12 protein-coding genes and 1 other RNA gene are annotated in these 26,483 nt (G+C 42.8%); 11 read left to right on the top strand and 2 right to left on the bottom strand.

Annotated features, from left to right (window positions below; genetic code table 11):
- Positions 1-225 precede the first annotated feature (225 nt).
- Positions 226-6,651, top strand: a complete 6,426-nt coding sequence (locus tag DG474_RS08050; RefSeq protein ID WP_255778029.1) for a SpGH101 family endo-alpha-N-acetylgalactosaminidase — start codon at positions 226-228, stop codon at positions 6,649-6,651.
- Positions 6,652-6,791: 140 nt separating this feature from the next.
- Complete coding sequence (locus DG474_RS08045) at positions 6,792-15,026, top strand: SIALI-17 repeat-containing surface protein (protein ID WP_255778028.1); 8,235 nt, start codon at positions 6,792-6,794, stop codon at positions 15,024-15,026.
- A gap of 167 nt (positions 15,027-15,193) precedes the next feature.
- Here the strand turns inward: DG474_RS08045 and pbp1a are convergent, their stop codons facing one another.
- On the bottom strand, positions 15,194-17,362 hold the full coding sequence (pbp1a, locus tag DG474_RS08040; RefSeq protein ID WP_001041840.1) for a penicillin-binding protein PBP1A: 2,169 nt from the start codon (positions 17,360-17,362) through the stop codon (positions 15,194-15,196).
- Positions 17,359-17,955: a Holliday junction resolvase RecU gene (gene recU, locus DG474_RS08035; protein WP_000248756.1), complete on the bottom strand. Its 597-nt coding sequence runs from the start codon at positions 17,953-17,955 to the stop codon at positions 17,359-17,361. Before recU ends, pbp1a begins: the two co-directional genes overlap by 4 nt.
- 66 nt (positions 17,956-18,021) lie before the next feature.
- Here recU and DG474_RS08030 point away from each other — a divergent pair, with 66 nt between their 5' ends.
- The 9 genes from DG474_RS08030 (at position 18,022) to cbpC (ending at position 26,394) form a co-directional block, all read left to right on the top strand.
- Positions 18,022-18,549: an SLOG family protein gene (locus DG474_RS08030; RefSeq protein ID WP_049520856.1), complete on the top strand. Its 528-nt coding sequence runs from the start codon at positions 18,022-18,024 to the stop codon at positions 18,547-18,549.
- A 69-nt stretch (positions 18,550-18,618) separates the two neighbouring features.
- Entirely contained in the window at positions 18,619-18,948 is a 330-nt protein-coding gene (gpsB, locus tag DG474_RS08025) for a cell division regulator GpsB (RefSeq protein ID WP_000146523.1), read from the top strand.
- Positions 18,949-18,968: 20 nt separating this feature from the next.
- An RNA gene (gene rnpB, locus DG474_RS08020) (RNase P RNA component class B) lies at positions 18,969-19,350 on the top strand.
- A gap of 83 nt (positions 19,351-19,433) precedes the next feature.
- Positions 19,434-20,591, top strand: coding sequence for a THUMP domain-containing class I SAM-dependent RNA methyltransferase (locus tag DG474_RS08015; protein ID WP_255778026.1), 1,158 nt, complete (start codon positions 19,434-19,436; stop codon positions 20,589-20,591).
- A gap of 12 nt (positions 20,592-20,603) precedes the next feature.
- A complete protein-coding gene (gene mapZ / locus DG474_RS08010) occupies positions 20,604-22,049 on the top strand; it encodes a cell division site-positioning protein MapZ (protein WP_044021314.1) in 1,446 nt (481 codons plus the stop codon).
- A 75-nt stretch (positions 22,050-22,124) separates the two neighbouring features.
- Positions 22,125-23,549 (top strand): NADP-dependent phosphogluconate dehydrogenase, encoded by a 1,425-nt coding sequence (gene gnd, locus DG474_RS08005; RefSeq protein ID WP_000158772.1) that lies wholly within the window; start codon positions 22,125-22,127, stop codon positions 23,547-23,549.
- A gap of 11 nt (positions 23,550-23,560) precedes the next feature.
- Complete coding sequence (locus DG474_RS08000) at positions 23,561-24,250, top strand: response regulator transcription factor (RefSeq protein WP_255778025.1); 690 nt, start codon at positions 23,561-23,563, stop codon at positions 24,248-24,250.
- A gap of 99 nt (positions 24,251-24,349) precedes the next feature.
- Positions 24,350-25,357, top strand: a complete 1,008-nt coding sequence (gene cbpJ, locus DG474_RS07995; RefSeq protein ID WP_255778024.1) for a choline-binding protein CbpJ — start codon at positions 24,350-24,352, stop codon at positions 25,355-25,357.
- A 17-nt stretch (positions 25,358-25,374) separates the two neighbouring features.
- Complete coding sequence (cbpC, locus tag DG474_RS07990) at positions 25,375-26,394, top strand: choline-binding protein CbpC (RefSeq protein WP_255778023.1); 1,020 nt, start codon at positions 25,375-25,377, stop codon at positions 26,392-26,394.
- Positions 26,395-26,483 lie beyond the last annotated feature (89 nt).

Below are 26,483 nucleotides of genomic sequence, written 5' to 3'. Positions count from 1 at the left end.
GCTGTAAAGCAATTCTTAAAATTCGGAGCGTTAGCACTGTTCAGAAAATAGAAAATTTTAGTGAATTTTACCTATTTCCTATTGCTTTCTGGCTTTTTATTTGTTATATTAAAAGTACAATTATTTTTTATTTATAACAGTAAAGCAGAGCACTTTCAGAGAAAGGAGTATTTTTTAAAAAAGAAATGTAAACGCTTACTGGAAAATGAAAGGATTTAGGAGTTCATGGATAAACGATTTTTTGAAAAACGCTGTAAGTTCAGTATTCGTAAGTTTACGCTTGGAGTAGCTTCGGTGATGATTGGAGCGACTTTCTTCGCAGCTAGCCCAGTATTGGCTGATCAAGCAAGAGTTGGTTCAACAGATAATTTGCCGAGTGAACTGGCTGATTTGGATAAGAAGGCTAGTGATGAGGGGCACGATTTTGACAAGGAAGCTGCCGCTCAGAATCCTGGTTCAGCTGAAACTACTGAAGGCCCTCAAACAGAAGAAGAGTTATTGGCTCAAGAAAAAGAAAAGTCTGAAAAGCCAAGCAATCTGCCAAAAGAATTAGAAGATAAGTTGGAGAAAGCTGAAGACAATGGGCGTGAAGTTGAAAAGGATCAATTGGCCCAAGATACAGGGAAACTTGTTCCAGAAGATGTAGCTAAAACGACTAACGGGGAATTAAACTACGGCGCAACTGTTAAGATCAAGACGCCATCAGGAGAAGGCAGCGGTATTGTCGTTGCTAAAGACCTTGTCTTGACGGTTTCTCATAACTTTATCAAAGACAGCCAAGACGGCAATATCCGTAAGGTTGTGGATAATGACCAAGGGGATGGAGATATCTATAGCATCTCTTATCCAGGATTGCCAGATGTCAAGTTTAGTAAGAAAGATATCATTCATTGGGATCGTGAAGGCTACCTGAAGGGCTTCAAAAATGATTTGGCCCTAGTGAGATTGCGTACAGTTCTAGAAAATACGCCTGTTGAAGTAACCAAAAAGCCAGTAGTTAAGAAAATCGGAGATAAGCTCCATGTCTTTGGTTATCCAGAAGGGAAATTGAATCCGATTGTCAATACTACAGTTGATTTTGCGGAGCCATACGGAGAAGGTGTCCAAGGGATTGGTTACCAAGGAGGAAAACCAGGCGCTAGTGGCGGCGGTATCTTTGATACAGAAGGCAAACTGGTCGGTGTGCACCAAAATGGTGTAGTTGGAAAACGGAGCGGCGGTATTCTCTTCTCACCAGCTCAACTAAAATGGATCCAAGACCACATACAGGGAATTTCAAGTGTAAAACCAGCAGACTTGGAAGAGAAAGAAAAACCGGCTGAAGAAAAACCAAAAGAGGATAAACCTGCAGCTACTAAACCTGAAACACCTAAGACAGTAACTCCTGAATGGCAAACAGTAGCGAATAAAGAGCAACAAGGAACAGTTACGGTTCGTGAAGAAAAAGGTGTCCGCTACAATCAATTGTCCTCAACTGCACAGAACGACAATGGCGATAAACCAGCCTTGTTTGAAAAACAAGGATTGACAGTTGACGCTAATGGAAATGCGACGGTTGATTTAACCTTCAAAGATGATTCTGAAAAAGGCAAATCACGCTTTGGTGTCTTCTTGAAATTTAAAGATACCAAGAACAATGTTTTTGTTGGTTATGACAAGGACGGCTGGTTCTGGGAGTATAAATCTCCAACCGATAGCACATGGTATAAGGGGGGACGTGTAGCAGCGCCTGAGACAGGATCAATTAACCACCTATCAATTAACCTCAAGTCAGATGGACAACTCAATGCAACGAATAATGATGAGAAACTCTTTGATACGGTCACTTTGCCAGCAGCTGTTAATGAAACTCTCAAAAATGAGAAGAAAATCGTCCTAAAAGCTGGTTCCTATGGCAATGAGCGTACGGTTGTCAGCGTTAAAACAGACAATCAAGAAGGCGTAAAAGCGGATGATACTCCTGCCCAGAAAGAAACAGGTCCGGTTGTTGACGATAGCAAGGTGACTTATGACACTATCCAGTCAGCAGTTTTGAAAGCGGTAATTGACCAAGCCTTTCCTCGTGTGAAAGAATACACTTTGAATGGGCATACTTTGCCAGGACAAGTTCAACAACTTAAGAAAATCTTGGTAAACAATCGCGAAATTACACCTGAAGTCACTTATAAGAAGATCAATGATACTACTGCAGAGTACTTGATGAAACTTCGTGACGAGAAGAATTTCATCAATGCAGATATGACAGTACGCTTGCAAGTTGTGGACAATCAATTACATTTTGATGTGACCAAGATTGTCAACCACAATCAAGTTACTCCAGGTCAGAAGATTGATGATGAAAGAAAACTTCTCTCCTCTATCAATTTCTTAGGAAACTCACTTGTGTCAGTTTCAAGCGACCAAACTGGAGCTAAGTTTGACGGGGCAACCATGTCAAACAACACTCATATCAGTGGAGATGATCATATTGCTGTAACCAATCCAATGAAGGATCTGGCTAAGGGTTACATGTATGGATTTGTTTCTACAGATAAGCTTGCTGCAGGTGTTTGGAGTAACTCTCAAAACAGCTACGGTGGTGGTTCGAATGACTGGACTCGTTTGACAGCATTCAAACAAACTGTTGGAAATACAAACTATGTGGGAATCCAAAGTTCTGAATGGCAATGGGAAAAAGCTTATAAGGGCATTGTTTTCCCAGAATACACCAAGGAACTTCCAAGTGCCAAGGTTGTTATCACCGAAGACGCCAATGCTGACAACAAAGTCGACTGGCAAGATGGTGCCATTGCTTATCGTAGCATCATGAACAACCCTCAAGGTTGGGAAAAAGTTAAGGATATCACTGCTTACCGTATCGCGATGAACTTTGGTTCACAAGCACAAAACCCATTCCTAATGACCTTGGATGGTATCAAGAAAATCAATCTCCACACCGATGGTCTTGGGCAAGGTGTTCTCCTTAAAGGATATGGTAGTGAAGGTCACGACTCTGGTCACTTGAACTATGCTGATATTGGTAAACGTATTGGTGGTGTCGAAGACTTCAAGACCTTGATCGAAAAAGCGAAGAAATATGGAGCTCATCTAGGTATCCACGTGAACGCTTCTGAGACTTATCCTGAGTCTAAATACTTTAATGAAAATATTCTTCGTAAGAATCCAGATGGTAGCTACAGCTACGGATGGAACTGGCTAGATCAAGGTATCAACATTGATGCTGCTTATGACTTGGCGCATGGACGCTTAGCTCGCTGGGAAGACTTGAAGAAAAAACTTGGTGATGGTCTCGACTTTATCTATGTGGATGTTTGGGGCAATGGCCAATCAGGTGATAACGGTGCCTGGGCTACCCACGTTCTTGCTAAAGAAATTAACAAACAAGGCTGGCGCTTTGCGATTGAGTGGGGCCATGGTGGTGAATACGATTCTACCTTCCAACACTGGGCAGCTGACTTGACCTATGGTGGCTACACTAATAAAGGTATCAACAGTGCCATCACACGCTTTATCCGCAACCACCAAAAAGATTCTTGGGTTGGGGACTACAGAAGTTACGGTGGTGCAGCCAACTACCCACTTCTAGGTGGCTACAGCATGAAAGATTTTGAAGGCTGGCAAGGAAGAAGTGACTACAATGGCTATGTAACCAACTTATTTGCCCATGATGTCATGACTAAGTATTTCCAACACTTCACTGTAAGTAAATGGGAAAATGGTACACCAGTTACCATGACCGATAACGGTAGCACCTATAAATGGACTCCAGAAATGAAGGTTGAGCTAGTCGATGCAGCAGGTAACAAGGTTGTTGTGACTCGTAAGTCAAATGATGTCAATAGCCCGCAATACCGCGAACGTACAGTAACGCTCAATGGTCGTGTCATCCAAGATGGCTCAGCTTACTTGACTCCTTGGAACTGGGATGCAAATGGTAAGAAACTTCCTACTGATAAGGAAAAAATGTACTACTTCAATACGCAAGCTGGTGCAACAACTTGGACCCTTCCGAGCGATTGGGCAAATAGCAAGGTTTACCTTTACAAGCTAACGGACCAAGGTAAGACAGAAGAACAAGAACTAACTGTAAAAGATGGCAAGATTACCCTAGACCTTCTAGCAAATCAACCATACGTTCTTTACCGTTCAAAACAAACCAATCCTGAAATGTCATGGAGCGAAGGCATGCATATCTATGACCAAGGATTTAATAGTGGAACCTTGAAACACTGGACCATTTCTGGTGATGCTTCTAAGGCAGAAATCGTTAAGTCTCAAGGTGCAAACGATATGCTTCGTATCCAAGGCAATAAGAGCAAGGTAAGCCTTACTCAGAAACTGACTGGCTTGAAACCAAATACCAAGTATGCTGTTTATGTAGGTGTCGATAACCGTAGTAATGCTAAGGCAAGTATCACTGTGAATACTGGTGAAAAAGAAGTGACTACTTATACCAATAAGTCACTCGCTCTCAACTACATCAAAGCTTATGCTCATAACAATCGTCGTGACAATGCTACAGTTGACAATACAAGTTACTTCCAAAATATGTACGCCTTCTTTACAACAGGATCGGACGTCTCAAATGTTACTCTGACTTTGAGTCGTGAAGCTGGTGATGAAGCAACTTACTTTGATGAAATTCGTACCTTTGAAAATAATTCAAGCATGTACGGAGAAAACCATGATACAGGTAAAGGCACCTTCAAACAAGACTTTGAAAATGTTGCTCAAGGAATCTTCCCATTTGTAGTGGGTGGTGTCGAAGGTGTCGAAGACAACCGGACTCACTTGTCTGAAAAACACGATCCATATACACAGCGTGGTTGGAACGGTAAGAAAGTCGATGATGTTATCGAAGGAAATTGGTCATTGAAGACAAATGGACTAGTGAGCCGTCGTAACTTGGTTTACCAAACTATTCCGCAAAACTTCCGCTTTGAGGCAGGTAAGACTTATCGTGTAACCTTTGAATACGAAGCAGGATCAGACAATACCTATGCCTTTGTAGTCGGTAAGGGAGAATTCCAGTCAGGTCGTCGTGGTAGTCAAGCAAGCAACTTGGAAATGCATGAATTGCCAAATACTTGGACGGATTCTAAGAAAGCCAAGAAGGCAACCTTCCTCGTGACAGGTGCAGAAACAGGCGATACTTGGGTAGGTATCTACTCAACTGGAAATGCAAGTAATACTCGTGGTGATTCTGGTGGGAATGCTAACTTCCGTGGTTACAATGATTTCATGATGGATAATCTCCACATCGAGGAAATTACCCTAACAGGTAAGATGTTGACAGAAAATGCTCTGAAAAACTACTTGCCAACTGTGGCCATGACCAACTACACGAAAGAGTCTATGGATGCTTTGAAAGAGGCGGTATTTAACCTCAGCCAAGCAGATGATGACATTAGTGTAGAAGAAGCGCGTGCAGAGATTGCCAAGATTGAAGCCTTGAAGAATGCTTTGGTTCAGAAGAAAACAGCCTTGGTAGCAGAAGACTTTGAAAGTTTGGATGCGCCTGCCCAACCAGGTGAAGGCCTAGAGAATGCCTTTGATGGCAATGTATCTAGCCTATGGCATACATCTTGGAGTGGTGGAGATGTAGGTAAGCCTGCAACCATGGTCTTGAAAGAACCAACTGAAATCACAGGACTTCGCTATGTTCCACGTGCATCTGATTCAAATGGAAACTTGCGAGATGTGAAACTGGCTGTCACAGATGAGTCTGGCAAGGAACATACCTTCACCGTGACGGATTGGCCAAATAACAACAAACCAAAAGATATTGACTTTGGTAAGACAATCAAGGCTAAGAAAATTGTCCTTACTGGTACCAAGACATACGGAGATGGTGGAGATAAATACCAATCTGCAGCGGAACTCATCTTTACTCGTCCACAAGTAGCAGAGACACCTCTTGACTTGTCAGGCTATGAAGCAGCTTTAGCTAAGGCGCAGAAATTGACAGACAAAGAAAATCAAGAGGAAGTGGCTGGAGTTCAGGCGAGCATGAAATATGCGACGGATAATCATCTCTTGACTGAAAGAATGGTCGAGTTCTTCGCAGACTATCTCAACCAATTACAAGATAAGGCTGCTAAACCAGACGCTCCTACAAGCAGCAAGGGTGAAGAGCAACCTCCAGTTCTTGAAGTTCCTGAATATACAGGTCCTTACGGAACAGCTGGAGAAGAAGCGGCTGTTCATGACCTACCTGAGTTTAAGGGCGGTGTCAATGCGGCAGAAGCAGCTGTTCATGACCTAGCTGAGTTCAAGGGCGGAGTCAATGCAGTTCAAGCCTTGGTAAACGAATTGCCAGAATACAAAGGTGGAGCCAATGCAGTTCTAGCAGCTGCAAATGAAGTTCCAGAGTATAGAGGTGGAGTCAATGCAGTTGAGGCCTTGGTAAATGAAAAGCCAGCCTACACAGGTGTATTGGCTACAGCTGGAGATCAAGCAGCTCCAACAGTTGAAAAACCTGAGTACCCGCTCACTCCAAGTCCAGTAGCTGATACCAAAACTCCGGGAGCTAAAGATGAAGAAAAACTACCTGCTACAGGGGAGCACAGCTCAGAAGTAGCCCTCTTCTTAGCAAGTGTGAGCATCGCTTTATCTGCTGCGGTTCTTGCGACAAAACGTAAAGAAGATTAATGAGATTTGATTATTGAAGTTCAAAGCAACTCGAATCAAAAAGGAACAAACAGCCGGAGAGGACCTCTTGGTTCTCTCCTTTTTCAAAGGAGAAATGATACCGCTTACTCATGTACGCGGATGAAAGGAATAGGAGAAAGATGGATAGACATTTTTTTGAGAAACGCTGTCACTATAGTATAAGAAAATTTGCAATAGGTGCAGCCTCCGTTATGATTGGTGCTAGTATCTTTGGAGCCAATATGGTTCAGGCAGCAGAAACAGCAGCGCCTTCAGAAACAGAGGGAAGCATCACCCATGTTGAAGCACTGGATAAGTTACCAGATGATTTAGCCGCTGCGCTTGAAAAGGCGGATGCAGAAGCTGCAACAGAAGCAAGTCATGAAGAAACTCCAGCGACTGACGAAGGAAGCAATCCTACAACAAGTGAAGAGGCAAAACCAGAGACAAGTCCTACAAGTCCCAAGCCAGCAGAAACGCCGAAACCGGTTGAAACACCAAAGGCAGACAATAAACCAGCTGAAACTGCTACGCCCGCACCAAAACCAGCTGAAAAGCAAATTGAAGATAGAGAAGATGTCAATCATCTCGAAGGTGCTACTGCTCAGGCGAGCAACCATGAGACTGGTACCAACTTTACTGCGGATAAGGCTATCGACGGAGATGACAATACTCGTTGGGCTACAGACAAAGATGTACCAAAACCAACTTTTGAACTAACTCTGCCAAAGACTACCTTGATCAAACATGTAGAAATTGACTGGGATCGTCGTCTTCGTAATGGGCAAAATGACCCCAATATCAAATCTTGGAGTCTCTACTATGCAGGTCAAGAAGACGTGGGCGCTAATGGAGAAAAACAATGGAAACTAGCTCATACCAAGATTGGAGATCCAGTTTTAGACGAGAAAGTAGACCTAGCTGACAGTATCCAAGCTAAGTACCTCAAATTGGAGGTCAATGATTACCAAGCGGGAACAATGAACTGGAGAAATGTTGGAATCCAAGAAATTCGAGCTTATTCTAACGTTCCGGACCATAGTAAGGTAACGGATATCCGCCAAGTAACCGAACTAACAGTAGCAGAAGATGGACAGTCTCTTGTCTTACCAACTTTACCAGGGAAAGTTAGCCTTATCGGAAGCAACAAGCAAGGTGTGATTGACCTTCAAAATCACATCTATAAGCCTTTGACAGACCAACGCGTCAAGGTCATGGTCCAACAAATCAAAGATAGTCATACTTTCACTAAGGAATTTGAAGTAGTCATCAAGGGGCTACATCAGGACGAAGGTGTGGGTGTCAAACCAAAAGTAGCACCAGCTGTTCAACAATGGTATGGGAAAGAAGGTCAATCTTCTATCACTTCAGATACAGTTCTTGCGACGGGTGATTCTGGCTTTGATCAGGCTGCAACCTTCTATCAGTCAGACCTTGCTAGCCGTGGATTGGAACTAGCAACAGGTGACAAGCAGGCTCAAAAACGAATCGAATTTAAAAAAGTTGAAAACAAGGGTTATGGTAAAGAAGGGTATGGCATCACTATCCAAAATGATGTGATTACCATCGAAGCTGCCACAAACACAGGAGCCTTCTACGCCACTCGTACCCTTCTTCAAATGGGAGAAAGTAACCTCCAAAATGGCGAAATTCGTGATTTCCCAAGTTTCAGCCACCGTGGCTTTATGCTGGATACAGGTCGTAAATTTATCCCTTATGACACTCTTGTAGACATCATGCTCAACATGGCTTACTACAAGATGAACGACTTGCAGTTGCACCTCAACGATAACTATATCTTCCTTAAGGAACACTTGGCAGGTAAGAGCTTAACACCAGAAGAACAACTCAAGTATGTTCTTGAACATGCCAAGACTGGTTTCCGTGTGGAGACAGACATTGTCGGTAAGAATGGACAAAAACTAACATCAGACGAGCATTATACCAAGGAAGAAATGCAAAATCTGATTAAACTTGCCAAGGCCTTGCATATCAACCTAGTGCCAGAAATTGATACACCAGGTCATGCACTATCATTTGTCAAAGTTCGTCCAGATCTCATGTATCAAGGTAGTTTGAGCGATTATGCAGGCAAGCACAATGTTGAGCGCGTAGCCATGCTAGACTTGGATAACAAGTACGAAGAAACTCTTAAATTTGTCAAATCAGTTTATGACAAACTCCTCGATGGTCCAGATGCACCGCTTCATGGCGTGTCCACTGTTCATATCGGAACGGATGAATACTATGGCAGCAGAGAAAGCTATCGTCGCTATGTCAATGACCTTATCAAATACATTAAAGGAAAGGGATATACCCCTCGTATCTGGGGCTCGCTCAGTGCGAAACGTGGAAACACTCCTGTTGACTGGAACGGAGTAGAGGTTGATATCTGGAGTATCGGATGGCAACGACCAAATGAAGCCATTGCTCAGGGAGCTAAGATTATCAATATCACGGATGTACCGACCTATAGTGTGCCAAGTGGAAGCAATAGTCAAGCAGCCTACGGGGACTATGCTAACTACGAACGTCAGTACAATAGCTGGACACCGAATGATTTTAGAACAGGTGGAGGTCCACTTCTACCAGCTTCTCATCCAAGTATCCTTGGTGGTGGTCACGCAGTTTGGAATGATAATATCGACCTTCATGAGACTGGTTTGACCTCTTATGACATCTTCAAACGCTTCTTCAAGAGCATGCAAACCACTGCAGAACGCACCTGGGGATCTGACCGTGCAGCTGCGACCTTTGCAGAACGCACCCTACCAACGAGCCCTTATGCGCCACAGTCAAATCCTGATAAAGAGATTGATCAAAGCGACTTGTTTACCATCAATTCTGAAACAGTCAAGAACTATGCAAGCAAGAAGGTGAAGGCAAGCGAACAGGGATTGGCTTTTGAGAAAGATAGCAGTATCGAAGGCTTGGCTGGTGATGTTGGTCCAAGTCACGTCTTGAAGTTTGATGTGACTGTCACTGGAGACGGGGAACAAACCTTCTCAACAAGTGGGGACAACCGTATCTATCTAGCTGATAAAGACGGCTACCTTGCTTACCAGTTTGAACAGTTCCATATCCAATTCAATAAAAAACTTGAAAAGAACAAACGTTATCAAATCTCCATCGTGACTAAACCACAGTCAACCGAAGTCTATGTGGATGGTGAAAAGATTGAGCGTATCGCAAATCCAGCCCACCCTCGCTTTGCCCACAATAGCTTGGTACTACCGCTTGAAAGCATCGGTGGATTCAAAGGAATCTTGCATAGCGCAGAGTTGTCGGATAAAGCATTTGTAAATCCTCGTTTGATTTCAAATGATAAGATTACTGCAACCGCAAGCAGTCAGCAACTTCCAGGAAACGCGACTGAAGGCGCTGTTGAAAAGGCCTTTGACAATGATCCAAATACCTTCTGGCATACTAAATGGACTGGTGACACTGCGCCATACACCCTTACTATGACCTTGAAAGAAGCAGAAAAAGTCAATGGCTTGACCTATCTCCCACGCCCAGGTGGTGGAAATGGTGTCGTGACGCGCTACGAAATCTACGCACAAAAAGATGGCCAAATGGTCAAGGTTTCAGAAGGAAGCTGGGACAATAACGCCCAAGAAAAAACAGTCAACTTTGCGGCGGTAGATACCAACAAGATTGAGTTGAAAGTATTGGAAGGCGTTGGTGGTTTTGCAAGTGCAGCTGAAGTTCATCTATTAAAACCTGTCAAAGAAGAGCAAGAAACGCCTGCACCAAGTCAACCAGAAAAACCAACTACACCAGAAAAACCAAAAGTAGAGCAAACAGGTGATGGAACAGTTGAATTGGCAGATCAATTCACTGCAAGTAAACCAGCTAGCGAAGACAGCATTGCCACTGCCAGCAAGAGCGCAGACTATCTCAAGAAAGAGTACAAGGTCTTCCCAACTCCACAAAAAGTGACTTATGGAGAAGGAGTCACAGCCCTTCGCAAGCAAGTCAATCTGGTCATGGGCGATCAACTCGATATCTATACTCGCAATCGCTTGAAGAGTGTCTTGCAGGACAATCAAGTATCTTATACAACTGGTAAGGCAGCAATCGCTGGCGCAACCAATATCTATCTTGGAGTGCATGGACAAGGTTCACAAGCAGAGCAAAACTTGTCCAATGTTTCAGCAGGTCTCTTTGACAAGATTGACGCCTATGTCTTGAGTATCAAGGATAATTCGATTTCTATCGTCGGAAAAGACACTGATGCAGTCTTCTATGGTTTGACAACCTTGAAACACATGCTCAAGGAAAGCCAAGTACCAGTCCTTCGCAATGTAACAGTAGAAGATTACGCAGAGCTCAAGAACCGTGGTTTCATCGAAGGATACTATGGAAACCCATGGTCGAATGCCGATCGTGCAGAACTCATGCGTTTTGGTGGCGATTTGAAATTGAACCAATACTTCTTTGCACCAAAAGACGATCCATACCACAACAAGAAATGGCGTGAACTCTATCCAGAAGAAAAACTAGCTGAAATCCGTGAACTTGCTCGTGTCGGAAATCAAAGTAAAACACGCTATGTCTGGACTATCCATCCATTCATGAACAACCGTATCCGCTTTGGCAATGAAGCGCATTACCAAGAAGATTTGGCAACCATCAAGGCCAAATTTACCCAGTTGATGAAAGTGGGTGTCCGCGAATTTGGTATCCTTGCAGATGATGCACCGAGCCCAGTCGGAGGCTACAATAGCTACAACCGCTTGATGCAAGATATGACCAAGTGGTTGACTGAAATGCAGGGAACTTACAGCGGTCTTCGTAAAGAAATGATTTTTGTTCCTGGCCAGTATTGGGGTAATGGACGTGAAGATGAGTTGAAATCCCTCAATGAAAATCTCCCAAGTTCAGCATCCATGACGCTTACTGGTGGTAAGATTTGGGGTGAAGTCTCTGAAAGCTTCCTTTCAACTCTCAAAAACAATCTATCCGCAGGTGGCAAGACCTATCGCCCAGTTTCACTTTGGATTAACTGGCCGGTAACAGATAACTCTAAACAACACTTGATTCTAGGTGGTGGTGAGAAATTCCTTCATCCAAATGTGGATCCAAGCTTGCTATCTGGTATCATGTTGAACCCAATGCAACAGTCTGAACCATCTAAGATTGCCCTCTTTTCAGGAGCTCAATACTCATGGAAACAGTGGAAATCAGAAGAAGAAGCTAAGAAAATCAATGACATTGCCTTCAACTTTGTAGAAAATGGTCATTTTGAAGATAGTAAGGTATCAGCAGCCTTCCGTGAACTTGGTAAGCACATGATCAACCAAAACATGGATAATCGTGTCGTCAAACTAGAAGAATCTGTAGACTTGGCTCCAAAATTGACAGACTTCATGACCAAGCTCAAAGCTGGTCAGGATGTAACTGCTGAACGTGCAGCCTTGCGTGCAGAATTTGCCAAGATTAAAGAAGCAGCCGAACTCTATAAAGCATCAGGCGATAAAAAGATGGTTGCCCAAATCCACTATTGGTTGGATAATGCAATTGACCAAATGAATGCTCTCGATGCCTTCCTTACAGGAACTGAAGCCATGGCTACAAACGATGCAGCCAAACTTTGGGACAGCTACTATAAAGGTTTGAAATTGTACGAACAGTCTCAAACTCACACCTTCCATTATGTAGACCATATGGAAAGAGCTGAATTGGGTGTTCAACATATTCGTCCATTTATCCTATCCCTGAAAGAAGTTCTGGCATCTGAAGTTCAAAAAGTCTTGCATCCAGATCAAATCATCAGTACCTTTATCACCAATCGAACAGGTGTAGAAGGTGGTTTAGCAGAAGTAACGGATGGCGATTTGGCAACTCATGCGATTATTAAATCACCAAATAGCATCAAGACAGGTGATTATATCGGTATGAAATTCAACAAGCCAGTAGCGATTCAAACCTTGACCTTTGCTATGGGAACGCAGGCAAATCCACGTGATACCTTTAGTAAGGCAGAAGTGCAGTATCTAGATGAAAATGACAACTGGGTAACCTTGAAAGAGCCAAGCTATGTCGGAAATGAATCCCTGCTTAAGTTTGAGAATCTCAACATCAAGGCCAAAGCAGTTCGCATGATTGCGACAGCAGACCGCGAGAACACTTGGTTTGCAGTTCAGGAAATTGCAGTCAACCGTCCAGTTGAAAAAGCTCGTAGCCAACAAGCAACGACAGTTAGTCTAAGCTCAAACTTAGTTTACAAACTAAATACCTCAGCCCGTCAAATCACTGATGGCAAGGACAATACAGAAGCCATGATGGCAAATGCTGACGGTAGCAATACGACACCAGTAGATGCTTGGGCACAACTTGACCTCGGTGAAGTCAAGTCAGTCACTAAAGTACGACTTCGCCAAGGAACGGGTGATAAGCTTGCCACAGGTGTACTTGAGTATTCTACAGATGGAACTGCATGGCAAGAGTTGGATCGCCTATCAGGAGAACAAACCAAGGAAGTGACCAGAGCGATCAATGCTCGTTACATCCGAGTACGCAATACCAAGGCCCTTGACCTCTGGTGGCGTATCCAAGACTTCTCTGTTGAGACACGCTCTGGAAACAGTGAGTTAACGGACACCAACGTCGATGCCTTGAAGGAAACGCCGGTAGTGGATAGCTTGGGCAGTTACGAGCTTCAAATTCCAGCTGGAACTAAACTTCCTGCAAATAGCTATCTAGGTATGAAACTTGACCGTATCCATCAGGTCAAGAGCATCCAGCTCCAAGGCCAAGCCAACCCAGCTCTTAGCCTTGAGTACTCTGCAAATGCGCAAGAATGGATGCCAGCTAGCCAGTTGATAGACAGATCTGTAGTGAGCCATTTGGTACGTTATGTTCGTCTGGTCAATAAAACAGATCAGGAACAAGCTGTGACAGCCACTTCTCTCCTTGTGACAACCAAAGAAGTGCAACCAACAAAATTGGAATCAACTTCAATGGGAATTCATCCAACATACGGAAGCAATGATGTTCGTAAACTGAACAACCTAGATCAACTATTTGACGGTGTTTACAACAACTTCGTTGAGTTTTCAGACTATGCTCATAAAGATGGCCACGTAACCTTGAAACTTGGTAGCGAACGTACTATCAAGAAGATTAGAGCCTACATCCAAGACGGAACACAAAACTACCTTCGTGATGGTAAGATTCAAGTCAGCCAAGACGGTAAAACTTGGACAGATGTCGTGACAGTAGGAGATGGTGTGGCCAACAGCACACACGATGATTCATTGACAGATGGTTGGACACATGATTCTAAGATGCCAGGAAATCGCTACATAGAGGGCGAATTGACGACACCAGTCAAAGCCAACTATCTCCGTGTCCTCTATACAGCGGATTATGATGCCCGTTTTGTAGGATTTACAGAATTAGTGATCAATGACGGTGAATTTGTCAAACCAATCAATGATCCAACAGTAGAAGGAAGTAGTGGAGAAAGTCAGGGCAACCTTTATAATAATCTTGTAGACGGCAAAGTCTTGACCAGCTACAAGTCTGAAAAAGACAAGGGAGAATTGGTGTATCACTTATCTGAGCCGACTAATGCTAACCACCTTCGTCTTGTTTCCAGTCTTCCTGAAGGAGCGAAAGCACGTGTTCTTGCTAGAACACTCAAGGATGGTCAAGACAGTTGGACAGACCTCGGTGCCATTACATCTAGTCTCCAAACTTTCGCTATCCGAAATGGTGGCTCTCTTCTAGACGTCAAATTAGTCTGGGAAGGTGGCAAGGCTGAGTTTTATGAATTGGCAAGCTTCCATCAAGAATTAACAGAAGAACCTGTTCAGTCAAGTAAGGGCGAAGAACCAGCACCCGTTCTTGAGGTTCTTGAATTCACAGGTGGTGTCAATGCAGTTGAAGCCCTAGTACATGAACTTCCAGAGTACACAGGCGCATTAGCAACAGTAGGTGACCAAGCGGCTCCAACAGTAGAGAAACCTGAGTTCAAGGGCGGTGTCAATGCAGTTGAAGCCTTGGTACATGAGCTTCCAGAATACACAGGCCCAGTAGCGACAGTAGGAGACCAAGCGGCTCCAACAGTAGAGAAACCTGAGTTCAAGGGTGGTGTCAATGCAGTGATGGCTCTAGTGCATGAATTGCCAGAATACACAGGCCCGCTAGCAACAGTAGGCGACCAGGCAGCACCGACAGTAGAGAAACCAGAGTTCAAGCTAAGTTCGTTAGAAAAAACTCAGACTTCAGGAGCACCAGTTCAAATTGCCAAAGAAGACAAGAGATTGCCAGAAACTGGTGAGAAACAGTCAGAAACAGCTATTTTCTTGGCAAGTGTTGGACTAGCTCTATCTACTATCTTTGTCGCAAAAACAAAGAAAGACTAGTATTTAGTAAAACCTCTTAACAAGATTACGAAATCCGTTTCCTATCTTTCCCAATGAGGTTTATAGTACAGAAAAAGCCTGAGAAGATGTCTTCTCAGGCTTTTGTTAAGCACATAAATGCAATAGAGCTATGAAAAAATCACCCAGAAAAATCTGGGTGATAAATGTTATGGTTGTGCTGGTTGAGGATTCTGATTTTGGTTCTGGTTTTGTTGACCAGGCGTTGTATTTGGTTGCTGGTTATTGGTATTATTGTTTGCACTATTATTCGTGCTTGGAGTAGTTGAGCTTGACTGTGAAGTTGAACTTTCTGATGTCGAGCTCGAACTTTCTGGTGTTGGGGCCTGTTGCGGAGCAGGAGCAGTCCATGCAGAACGAGCACCGTTTTTAAAGACGAACTCACCACTTCGATAGAGGCCTTCTGGCATAGTCCAGTCGCCAGGGTTGTTATCCTCAGACAGATAAGTCATCATTGAACGGTAAACCTTAGCTGCAACGTAGAAGCCATCACCAACGATAGGAGTAAGGCGGTTTGAGTAACCTGTCCACACAGCCATTGAATATTTGCGAGTATAACCAACAAACATTTCGTCTGGAGCTACATAACCAGTATTTTTGATGTAGTTTTCAATTTCATCATCTGTATAGTTTGATGTACCAGTCTTACCAGCTTGAGGTAGCCAAGGGAGATAAGCACCACGACCAGTTCCGTATGCTAAGACAGTCTTCATCATTTCTGTCATCATATAGGCGGTCGTCTCTTTCATGGCACGAGTACCAGGATCAGCGTATTCTTTTGAGCTACCATCGCTAAAGACGATTTTGTTGATATACATTGGTTTATGGTAGATACCACCGTTAGCAAAAGCAGCGTAAGCAGCAGCCATTTTCTCACTACTTGCTCCGTACTTTTTGTTTGACTCAGTCGTATTACTTGAAATCGCGTTGGCATAGTGCATATCTGGATAGTCAATACCGATTCCATTTAGGAAGGTCTTGGCTCTATCCAAACCGACTTTGTTCAAGGTTTCTACGGCTGTAACGTTACGTGATTGTTGGAGCGCATATTGGATGGTGATGTTTCCAAAATAACTTCTATCCCAGTTGTAAACAGGGGTATCTGTTCCAGGATAGTTGTATGGAACATCATGTACAATCGAAGCAGTTGAGTCGTAGATGTCATACTCCAAGGCAGGAGCATAGTCTGTGATTGGCTTCATGGTAGAACCCCAGTCACGGTTGGTTTCAACAGCTTGGTTGATTCCGAAGGAAACATTGCTTGATTGGTGACGAGAACCTAACTGAGCAATGACTTTCCCGTTTGTCACATCCACAATCGTTGAAGCTACTTGCATTTCATCATCTGGATAGTTGACATACTCGTCGGTATTGTAGATATCCCAGAGATGTTGTTGAACTTTAGGATCAACGTTGGTGTAGACATCCATACCAGTCGTTAAGAGATTGTAGCCTGTTTCTTGTTCGACTTGATCGATTACCTCTTTGAGATAGTTGTCCATGTATGGAGGATAACTATTAGCCGATTTTAGACTTTGAAGTCCATCTGTAATCGGAGTATTAATCGCTTTTTCATATTGCTCAGCTGAAATGTAACCTTGCCCCTTCATCTCAGAGAGGACGAGATTACGACGTTCTTGAGCAGCTTCTGGATGCGAGTATGGATCATACTGGTTTGGAGCCTGAGGCATACCAGCAAGGAGAGCTAATTGAGGAATACTTAAATCTTTGAGATCCTTGCCATAGTAACTTTGGGCAGCTGTCTGCATTCCGTAGTTACCGTTTGACATGTAAACCTTGTTGATGTAGTAGGTCAAGATCTCTTGTTTAGTCGCTTTTTGTTCTAGCTGAACGGCTAACCAAGCTTCCTGAGCCTTACGAGAAAGGGTTTGATCAGAAGTTGACGTAGAAAAATAAGTTAACTTAATCAACTGCTGCGTCAAGGTTGAAGCTCCTTGCAGACCTCCACCACCACGAAGGTTTCGGAGGGTAGCACCTAGGATACGGATCGTGTCAATTCCTCGGTGATTAAAGAAGCGATGGTCCTCAATCGAAACAATAGCGTTGACCAAATCGGTCGGTATTTCGTTTGCTTGGGCATTGACCCGACGTTCCGAACCAAGATCAGCGATAAGCTCGTCATTGCTATCATAGATCTTACTTGACGTTGTAGCGACTAGTTTACTTTCAGAAAGTTCGGGAGCCTTGCTAACATAGTAGAGGAAGAGACCTCCACCAAGCATTACAGCTGCGATAAATACAGTTAAGAGACTGATACTGACATACTTAGCTATTCGCAGAAAAGTTTGTTTGTTCATCTTGTTTTACCACCTAGTAAATGTTCTTTGATAATGTCGAGGTAGGGAATTTGAGGAAAGGCACCAGGCTCAATCCTATATCCATTTTCTCGAATATATCCAAGTGGCATTGACTTCTGTCCCTTATCTTGATGATAGAAACGGATGAGGTCAATAGCCGGCAATAAGTAGGTTTCTTGCTGAGAAGAAAAGTGAAGGAGTACAAAGCAGATTCCTTGCTGGGCAAGGACTTGTTCCATATGCTGGATCTGATGGAGATGAAAATTCTTCATCGGTATCGCATGTTTTTGCCTGGTTTCCTTTGCTTCAAAGTCGATGTAGTATCCATCATAAACCCCTGAATAGTCAGTAGTTGAGGCTTGTCTAAAGTAGGCTTCAACGATCTTGGCACGACTTCGTTGGGGATAGTCGACACGTACGATTTGGATGGGAGTCGGTTTCTTATGAATAACAGCTAACCCATGCGACAAATAGTAGTCGTTCGTAGCATTGATCATCTTTTCAAAAGACATTCCCCGATTTGCGAAATTTTTAGTTTGTGACAGGGGTGCTTGCCTCTTTTGAGATGAAATTTTATGTGGATAGTTGACCATAATTCTCCTTATTGGTACAATAACATCACTCTATTATATCATAAATTTACAAAGAAAGGGTTAAAAATGACATCAGCCTTGATTTTAGGCTATTCAGCCTTCGACCTTGGTCTCTTTAATGACAAGGATATTCGCGTTGATATTATCAAAACAGCCATTCGGAGAGACCTGGAACGTCTAGCAGAGGATGGGGTGAACTGGCTTGTCTTTACAGGGACCTTGGGCTTTGAGTACTGGGCGCTTCAGGTGGCGAAAGACATGAAAGCAGACTATGGATTTCAGCTGGCGACCATTTTTGATTTTGAAACCCATGGCAGTAATTGGAATGAAGCAAATCAAGCGAAATTGAGTGAGTTCAAGCAGGTTGACTTTGTCAAATATGCCTATCCACAATATGAGCACAAGGGGCAACTGCGTGATTATCAGAAATTTCTGCTGGAGAATACAGATACTTGCTATCTTTTTTACGACGAAGAAAAGGAAACCAAGTTACGATATTTTTACCAAATGATGAAAAATCAAGCGGACTATGTTACAAGAAGATTAACATTTGAGGACTTGAATGAAATAGTAGAAAATTTTTCTGAAAAGTAAGCCTTTGACCTTGATTTTTACTTGTCTTTTTTTATATAATAATACTAGTAACCCAGAATGGAGAGAGACATGGCAAGTATTATATTTTCAGCGAAAGATATTTTTGAACAAGAATTTGGACGTGAAGTACGTGGATACAGCAAAGCAGAGGTAGATGAATTCCTAGATGATGTGATTAAGGATTATGAAACCTACGCAGCTTTGGTCAAATCCCTTCGTCAAGAGATTGCTGATTTGAAGGAAGAATTATCTCATAAACCACAGGTAGCGCCAACTCAACCAGACTCTATTGAAGTAACAGCTTCTACCTCAATGACAAACTTTGATATTTTGAAACGCTTAAATCGTCTCGAAAAAGAAGTATTTGGTAAGCAAATCTTAGACAACCAAGATTTATAATTGACTAAGGAATGAGTGCAATTTTTGGATAATCGCGTGAAGAGGTTCTCTTTTCATGAGGAAAGTCCATGCTAGCACAGGCTGTGATGCCTGTAGTGTTTGTGCTAGGCGAATCCATAAGCCTAGGGACGAGAAATCGTTACGGCAGTCGAAATGACTAAGTCTTCGGATAGGTCAGAATAGGCTTGAAAGTGCCACAGTGACGGAGTCTTTCTGGAAACAGAGAGAGTGGAACGCGGTAAACCCCTCAAGCTAGCAACCCAAATTTTGGTCGGGGCATGGAGTGCACGGAAACGAACGTAGTACTCTGACTGCTAGCAGATTTATGCTGTTAGCGGTAGACAGATGATTATCGAAGGAAGTGGTCCTAGTCACTTCTGGAACAAAACATGGCTTATAGAAAATTGCATATAGGTTGGGGCTGAGAAATCTTTCTCAACCTCATTTTTTAAAGTGAACAAGAGAAAGGTCTTGCAAGACTAGAAATGAAAGAACAATTTAATTTAATCGCAACTGCTGCGGCGGGTCTTGAGGCTGTCGTTGGACGTGAGGTGCGAGACCTTGGTTATGATTGCCAGGTTGAAAATGGGCGTGTTCGCTTTCAAGGAGATGTGAAGGCAATCATTGAGACCAACCTTTGGCTTCGCGCGGCGGATCGCATCAAGATTGTAGTCGGAAGTTTTCCAGCTAAGACTTTTGAAGAGCTTTTTCAAGGTGTTTTTGCTCTAGATTGGGAAAACTATCTCCCTCTAGGAGCACGTTTCCCGATATCAAAGGCAAAATGTGTCAAGTCTAAACTCCACAACGAACCCAGTGTTCAGGCTATTTCTAAGAAGGCTGTTGTGAAGAAATTACAAAAACACTATGCCCGTCCAGAAGGAGTTCCCTTGATGGAAACTGGTCCCGAGTTTAAGATTGAGGTATCTATCCTGAAAGATGTGGCAACTGTCATGATTGACACGACAGGATCCAGTCTCTTTAAACGTGGTTATCGTACGGAAAAGGGTGGAGCGCCAATCAAGGAAAATATGGCGGCGGCCATTTTACAACTCTCTAACTGGTATCCAGACAAGCCCTTGATTGATCCGACCTGTGGTTCAGGAACTTTCTGTATCGAGGCGGCTATGATTGCTAGAAAGATGGCTCCAGGCCTTCGCCGTTCCTTTGCTTTTGAAGAATGGAACTGGGTCAGCGATCGGTTAATCCAAGAAGTTCGCACAGAGGCGGCTAAGAAAATTGATTGTGAACTCGAGCTGGATATTATGGGCTGTGATATCGATGCTCGCATGGTGGAAATTGCCAAGGCAAATGCTCAAGCAGCAGGTGTCGCAGGTGATATCACCTTTAAGCAAATGCGGGTACAGGACTTGCGCACTGACAAGATTAATGGCGTTATCATTTCCAATCCACCATATGGGGAACGTTTGTCTGATGATGCAGGAGTTACCAAGCTCTATGCTGAGATGGGACAAGTCTTTGCACCACTGAAAACGTGGAGTAAGTTTATCCTGACGAGTGACGAAGCTTTTGAAAGCAAGTACGGAAGTCCAGCTGACAAAAAACGAAAACTCTATAACGGGACCTTAAAAGTGGATTTGTATCAATACTTTGGTCAGCGTGTCAAACGCCAAGAGGTAAAATAGAAAGGTGAACTCATGAGTAAGAAAAGACGTGATCGTCATAAAAAAGGACATCAAGAACCACAATTCGACTTTGATGAAGCAAAAGACTTGACTGTTGGTCAAGTCATTCGTAAGAATGAAGAGGTCGAAGCAGGAGTATTGCCTGAGGACAGTATCTTAGACAAATACATCAAACAGCACCGTGAAGAAATCGAAGCCGACAAGTTTGAAACTCGTCAGTTTAAAAAAGAAGAGCTAGCTTCTACTCAAAACCTAGAGGAAATGATCCAAGAAGTTCGTGAATCAAGTGAACCTTCTGATCAGGTAGACAATTCAGACATGGTTGCTGAGGAATCTATTGAAGAGATAGAAAATGATGAGACTACTCAGTTTGTTCCCCCACTTCAAGATGAAGAAAATGCTGAAATAGAGCCTCTCGTTTTAACAGAAACAGAGCCCAAGGAAATAAATGAGGAACAAGAAGAGGAGACCTATACACCTCTATCACGTTCGGCTCAAACAGAACCTGAAACAGGCTCTAAGAAGAAAGGTGTCATCATCATTGCTTCGGTAGTAGCTGCAATCCTTGTGCTTGCTGGAACATATTATGTCTACCGTCAAGTGTCTCGTTCAAACCAAGAAATCCAGTCTTCTCAAGCAGCCTCTTCGGATGATCAAGGGACACAAACAGCTTTGAAAGACTTCAATGATCTCTATGATACTTTCTATACAGATGCTAATAAGACTGCTCTGAAAAACAGCCAGTTTGATAAATTGAGCCAACTGAAAACCTTGCTAGATAAGTTAGAAGGTAGCCGTGATTATACACTAGCTAAGTCAAGATATGATAGCCTAGCAACTCAAATCAAGGCCATTCAAGATGTTAATGCCCTCTTTGAAAGCCCAGCAATCACTGATGGTGTCTTGGATACCAATGCGAAAGCCAAGGCAGACGCTAAATTTACAGAAATCAAGACAGGGAACACAGAACTAGACAAACTCTTGGATAAGGCCATTAGTCTTGGTAAGAGTCAACAAACCAGTGCTTCCAGCTCAAGTTCGAGCTCTAGCACGAGTCAAGCAAGCTCAAGTTCAGCTACAGAAAGCAATGCGAGCAGCACTACACCTTCAACTAGCACTACGGCACCAGCTAGAGACACAAATGGTGGTTTGTCTGGCGATGGGGTTAATCTTCAAAGAAGTGCTAGTCGTGTACCCTACAACCAATCAGCTGTAGACGATAGCAACAACCCTGCTTGGACGTTTGCGGATGGTGTATTGGAACAAGTCCTAGCAACATCACGTGCTCGTGGCTATATCACTGGAAATCAATATATCCTAGAACGTGTCAATATCGTAAACGGAAATGGTTATTACAACCTCTATAAACCAGATGGAACCTATCTCTTCACCCTCAACTGTAAGACGGGTTACTTTGTAGGGAATGGTTCTGGTCATGCGGATGACTTGGACTACTAGGACTCCGTTACAAAATTCTTTCCTTTCATAGGTAAAAATGATAAAATAAAACATATTAAACAAGAGGAGTGTCACATGACAAAAGCTAACTTTGGTGTCGTTGGTATGGCCGTAATGGGTCGTAACCTTGCCCTAAATATCGAATCTCGTGGTTATACAGTTGCCATTTACAACCGTAGTAAAGAAAAAACAGAAGATGTCATTGCTTGCCATCCTGAAAAGAACTTTGTGCCAAGCTATGACGTGGAAAGCTTTGTAAACTCAATCGAAAAACCTCGTCGTATCATGCTCATGGTTCAAGCAGGACCTGGTACAGATGCTACAATCCAAGCTCTTCTTCCCCACCTTGACAAGGGTGATATCTTGATTGACGGAGGAAACACTTTCTACAAAGATACCATCCGTCGTAATGAAGAATTGGCAAACTCTGGCATCAACTTTATCGGTACTGGGGTTTCTGGTGGTGAAAAAGGTGCCCTTGAAGGTCCTTCTATCATGCCTGGTGGACAAAAAGAAGCCTACGAATTGGTTGCGGATGTTCTCGAAGAAATTTCAGCAAAAGCACCAGAAGATGGCAAACCATGTGTGACTTACATCGGTCCTGATGGAGCTGGTCACTATGTGAAAATGGTCCACAACGGTATCGAGTATGGTGATATGCAATTGATCGCAGAAAGCTATGACTTGATGCAACACTTGCTTGGCCTTTCTGCAGAAGACATGGCTGAAATCTTTACTGAGTGGAACAAGGGTGAATTGGACAGCTACTTGATCGAAATCACAGCTGATATCTTGAGCCGTAAAGACGATGAAGGTCAAGATGGACCAATCGTAGACTACATCCTCGATGCTGCAGGAAACAAAGGAACTGGTAAATGGACTAGCCAATCAGCTCTTGACCTTGGTGTGCCATTGTCACTCATCACTGAGTCAGTATTTGCGCGTTACATCTCTACATACAAAGAAGAGCGTGTACATGCTAGCAAGGTCCTTCCAAAACCAGCTGCTTTCAAATTTGAAGGTGACAAGGCTGAGTTGATCGAAAAGATTCGTCAAGCGCTTTACTTCTCAAAAATCATCTCATACGCACAAGGTTTTGCTCAATTGCGTGTGGCTTCTAAAGAAAATAACTGGAACTTGCCATTTGCAGACATCGCATCTATCTGGCGTGATGGCTGTATCATCCGTTCTCGTTTCTTGCAAAAGATTACAGATGCCTACAACCGCGATGCAGACCTTGCAAACCTTCTCTTGGATGAGTACTTCTTGGATGTTACTGCTAAGTACCAACAAGCAGTGCGTGATATCGTAGCTCTTGCTGTTCAAGCTGGTGTACCAGTGCCAACCTTCTCAGCAGCTATTACTTACTTTGATAGCTACCGTTCAGCTGACCTTCCAGCTAACTTGATTCAAGCACAACGTGACTACTTTGGTGCCCACACTTACCAACGTAAAGACAAAGAAGGAACATTCCACTACTCTTGGTATGACGAAAAATAAGTAGGTCTGCCATGGGGAAACGGATTTTATTACTTGAGAAAGAACGAAATCTTGCTCATTTTCTCAGTCTGGAACTCCAAAAAGAGCAATACCGTGTTGATCTGGTCGAGGAGGGGCAAAAAGCCCTCTCCATGGCTCTCCAGATGGATTATGACTTGATTTTACTGAATGCTCGTCTGGGGGATATGACGGCCCAGGATTTTGCAGAGAGGCTGAGTCGGACAAAACCAGCTTCAGTGATCATGGTCTTGGACCATCGCGAAGAATTGCAAGACCAGATTGAGACAATCCAGCGCTTCGCCGTTTCTTACATCTATAAGCCAGTGATTATTGATCAGCTGGTGGCTCGTATTTCAGCGATTTTCCGAGGTCGGGACTTTATCGACCAACACTGTAGTCAGATGAAGGTCCCAACGTCTTACCGCAATTTGCGTATGGATGTAGAACATCATACCGTTTATCGTGGCGAGGAGATGATTGCTCTGACGCGCCGTGAGTATGACCTTTTGGCCACTCTCATGGGAAGCAAGAAGGTCTTGACTCGTGAGCAGTTGTTGGAAAGTGTTTGGAAGTACGAAAGTGCGACAGAAACCAATATTGTGGATGTTTATATCCGTTATCTACGTAGCAAGCTTGATGTAAAAGGTCAAAAAAGCTACATTAAAACCGTGCGTGGTGTTGGGTATACCATGCAAGAATAGAAAAGCAGTTGCAGTTGTGTAACTGCTTTTTTTGAGAAGTTTCTATATATTGACATACAGTAAAGTCTTTGCTACAATCAGTTATGGAGGAAAGATCTAATGAAAATAGTTAAAAAAATGATGCAAGTTTTACTCGCAGTCTTTTTCTTTGCTTTGCTAGTGACAAGCACCGTTTTTGCGGATGATACTGATTCGGAAGGCTGGCAATTTGTCCAAGAAAATGGTAGAACCTACTACAAGAAGGGGGACCTCAAAGAAACCTACTGGCGAGTGATTGATGGCAAGACCTATTATTTTGATTATAATGGTGAAATGGTTGTTGGTTGGCAATACATTCCAATGCCAGTTAAAGGATATACAATTGGTCCTTACCCTAATGGCATAAGATTAGAAGGTTCCCCAATGCCAGAGTGGTACTACTTCGATAAAAATGGAGTGCTACAAGAGTTTGTTGGTTGGAAAGCATTAGAGATTAAAACTAAAGACAGTGTTGGAAGAAAGTATGGTGAAAAACGTACAAATCCGGAAGATAAAGAAGAGAAGAGTTTTTACACGAACTATTACTTTAATCAAAATCATTCTTTAAAGACAGGTTGGCTTTATGACCAGTCTAATTGGTATTATCTAGCTAAAACGGAAATTAATGGAGAAAACTATATTGGTGGTGAAAGACGTGCAGGTTGGATAAACGATGGTTCAGCTTGGTACTATCTAGATCCAGAAACTGGTATCATGCAAACTGGTTGGAAGCAAATTGGCAATAAATGGTACTACCTCCGTTCATCAGGAGCTATGACAACTGGCTGGTATCAGGAAGGCTCAACTTGGTACTATTTAGATGCTGAAAATGGCGATATGAAAACAGGCTGGCAATATCTTGGTAACAAGTGGTACTACCTTCGTTCATCAGGAGCCATGGCAACTGGTTGGGTGAAAGATGGTTCAACTTGGTACTACCTAAATGCAAGTAATGGAGATATGAAGACAGGTTGGACAAAAGTAAATGGAAACTGGTATTATCTCAATTCCTCTGGAGCAATGGTTACAGGTAGCCAAACTATCGATGATAAAGTTTATAACTTTGCTTCATCTGGTGAGTGGATTTAATGTTGGAGGAGATACAAATGAAGCTTTTGAAAAAAATGATGCAAGTCGCACTAGCAATATTTTTCTTTGGTTTGCTAGCGACAAATACTGTATCTGCAGATACCACGGGTGGACAGTTTGTTGATAAGGATAATAGAAAATATTATGTAAAAGATGATCATAAAGCAATCTATTGGCATAAAATAGACGGTAAAACTTACTATTTTGGTGATAAAGGAGAAATGGTAGTTGGATGGCAATACTTAGAAATTCCTGGAACAGGTTATCGTGATAATTTATTAGATAACCAACCAATTAATGAAATTGGACTCCAACAAAAATGGTATTATTTTAGCTCAGATGGAGCTTTGCTAGAACAAACAGATAAACAAGTACTAGAGGCAAAAACATCTGAAAATACAGGAAAAGTATATGGTGAACAATATACTCCATCTCCTGAAAAGAGAACTTATTATTTTGATAATGGTTATGCTGTAAAGACAGGTTGGATTTATGAAGACGGTAATTGGTATTATTTAAATAAGCTAGGAAGTTCTGGTGATGATTCTTACTATCCACTACCAATTGGTGAAGTTGCTAAGGGTTGGACTCAAGATTTTCATGTTACTTTTGGTATTGATAGAAGCAAACCTGCTCCGTGGTACTACTTAGATCCAACAACTGGCATCATGCAAACAGGTTGGAAACAACTTGGCAATAAGTGGTACTACCTCCGCTCATCGGGATCTATGGCGACTGGCTGGTATCAGGAAGGCTCCACTTGGTACTATTTAGATGCTGAAAATGGTGATATGAAAATGGGCTGGCAATACCTTGGTAACAAATGGTACTACCTTCGTTCATCAGGATCTATGGCGACTGGCTGGTATCAGGAAGGTTCGACTTGGTATTATCTACATACAAGTAATGGCGATATGAAGACTGGTTGGTTCCAGGTCAATGGCAAATGGTACTATGCTTACAGCTCAGGTGCTTTAGCAGTGAATACGACCGTAGAAGGCTATTTTGTCAACTATAATGGCGAATGGGTCCAATAATGAAAGAGGCGATTGTGAAGGAAACAATCGCTTTTTTTGTGAAAATATAATAAAATAGATAGGAGAAAATACTACTGTATGAAATGAGA

Origin of the sequence: Streptococcus oralis, from assembly GCF_024399415.1 — a bacterium.
Lineage (GTDB): Bacteria > Bacillota > Bacilli > Lactobacillales > Streptococcaceae > Streptococcus > Streptococcus oralis_CS.
The sequence above is the reverse complement of the archived record's forward strand: the minus strand, read 5'-3'. Positions and strand labels throughout refer to the sequence as shown.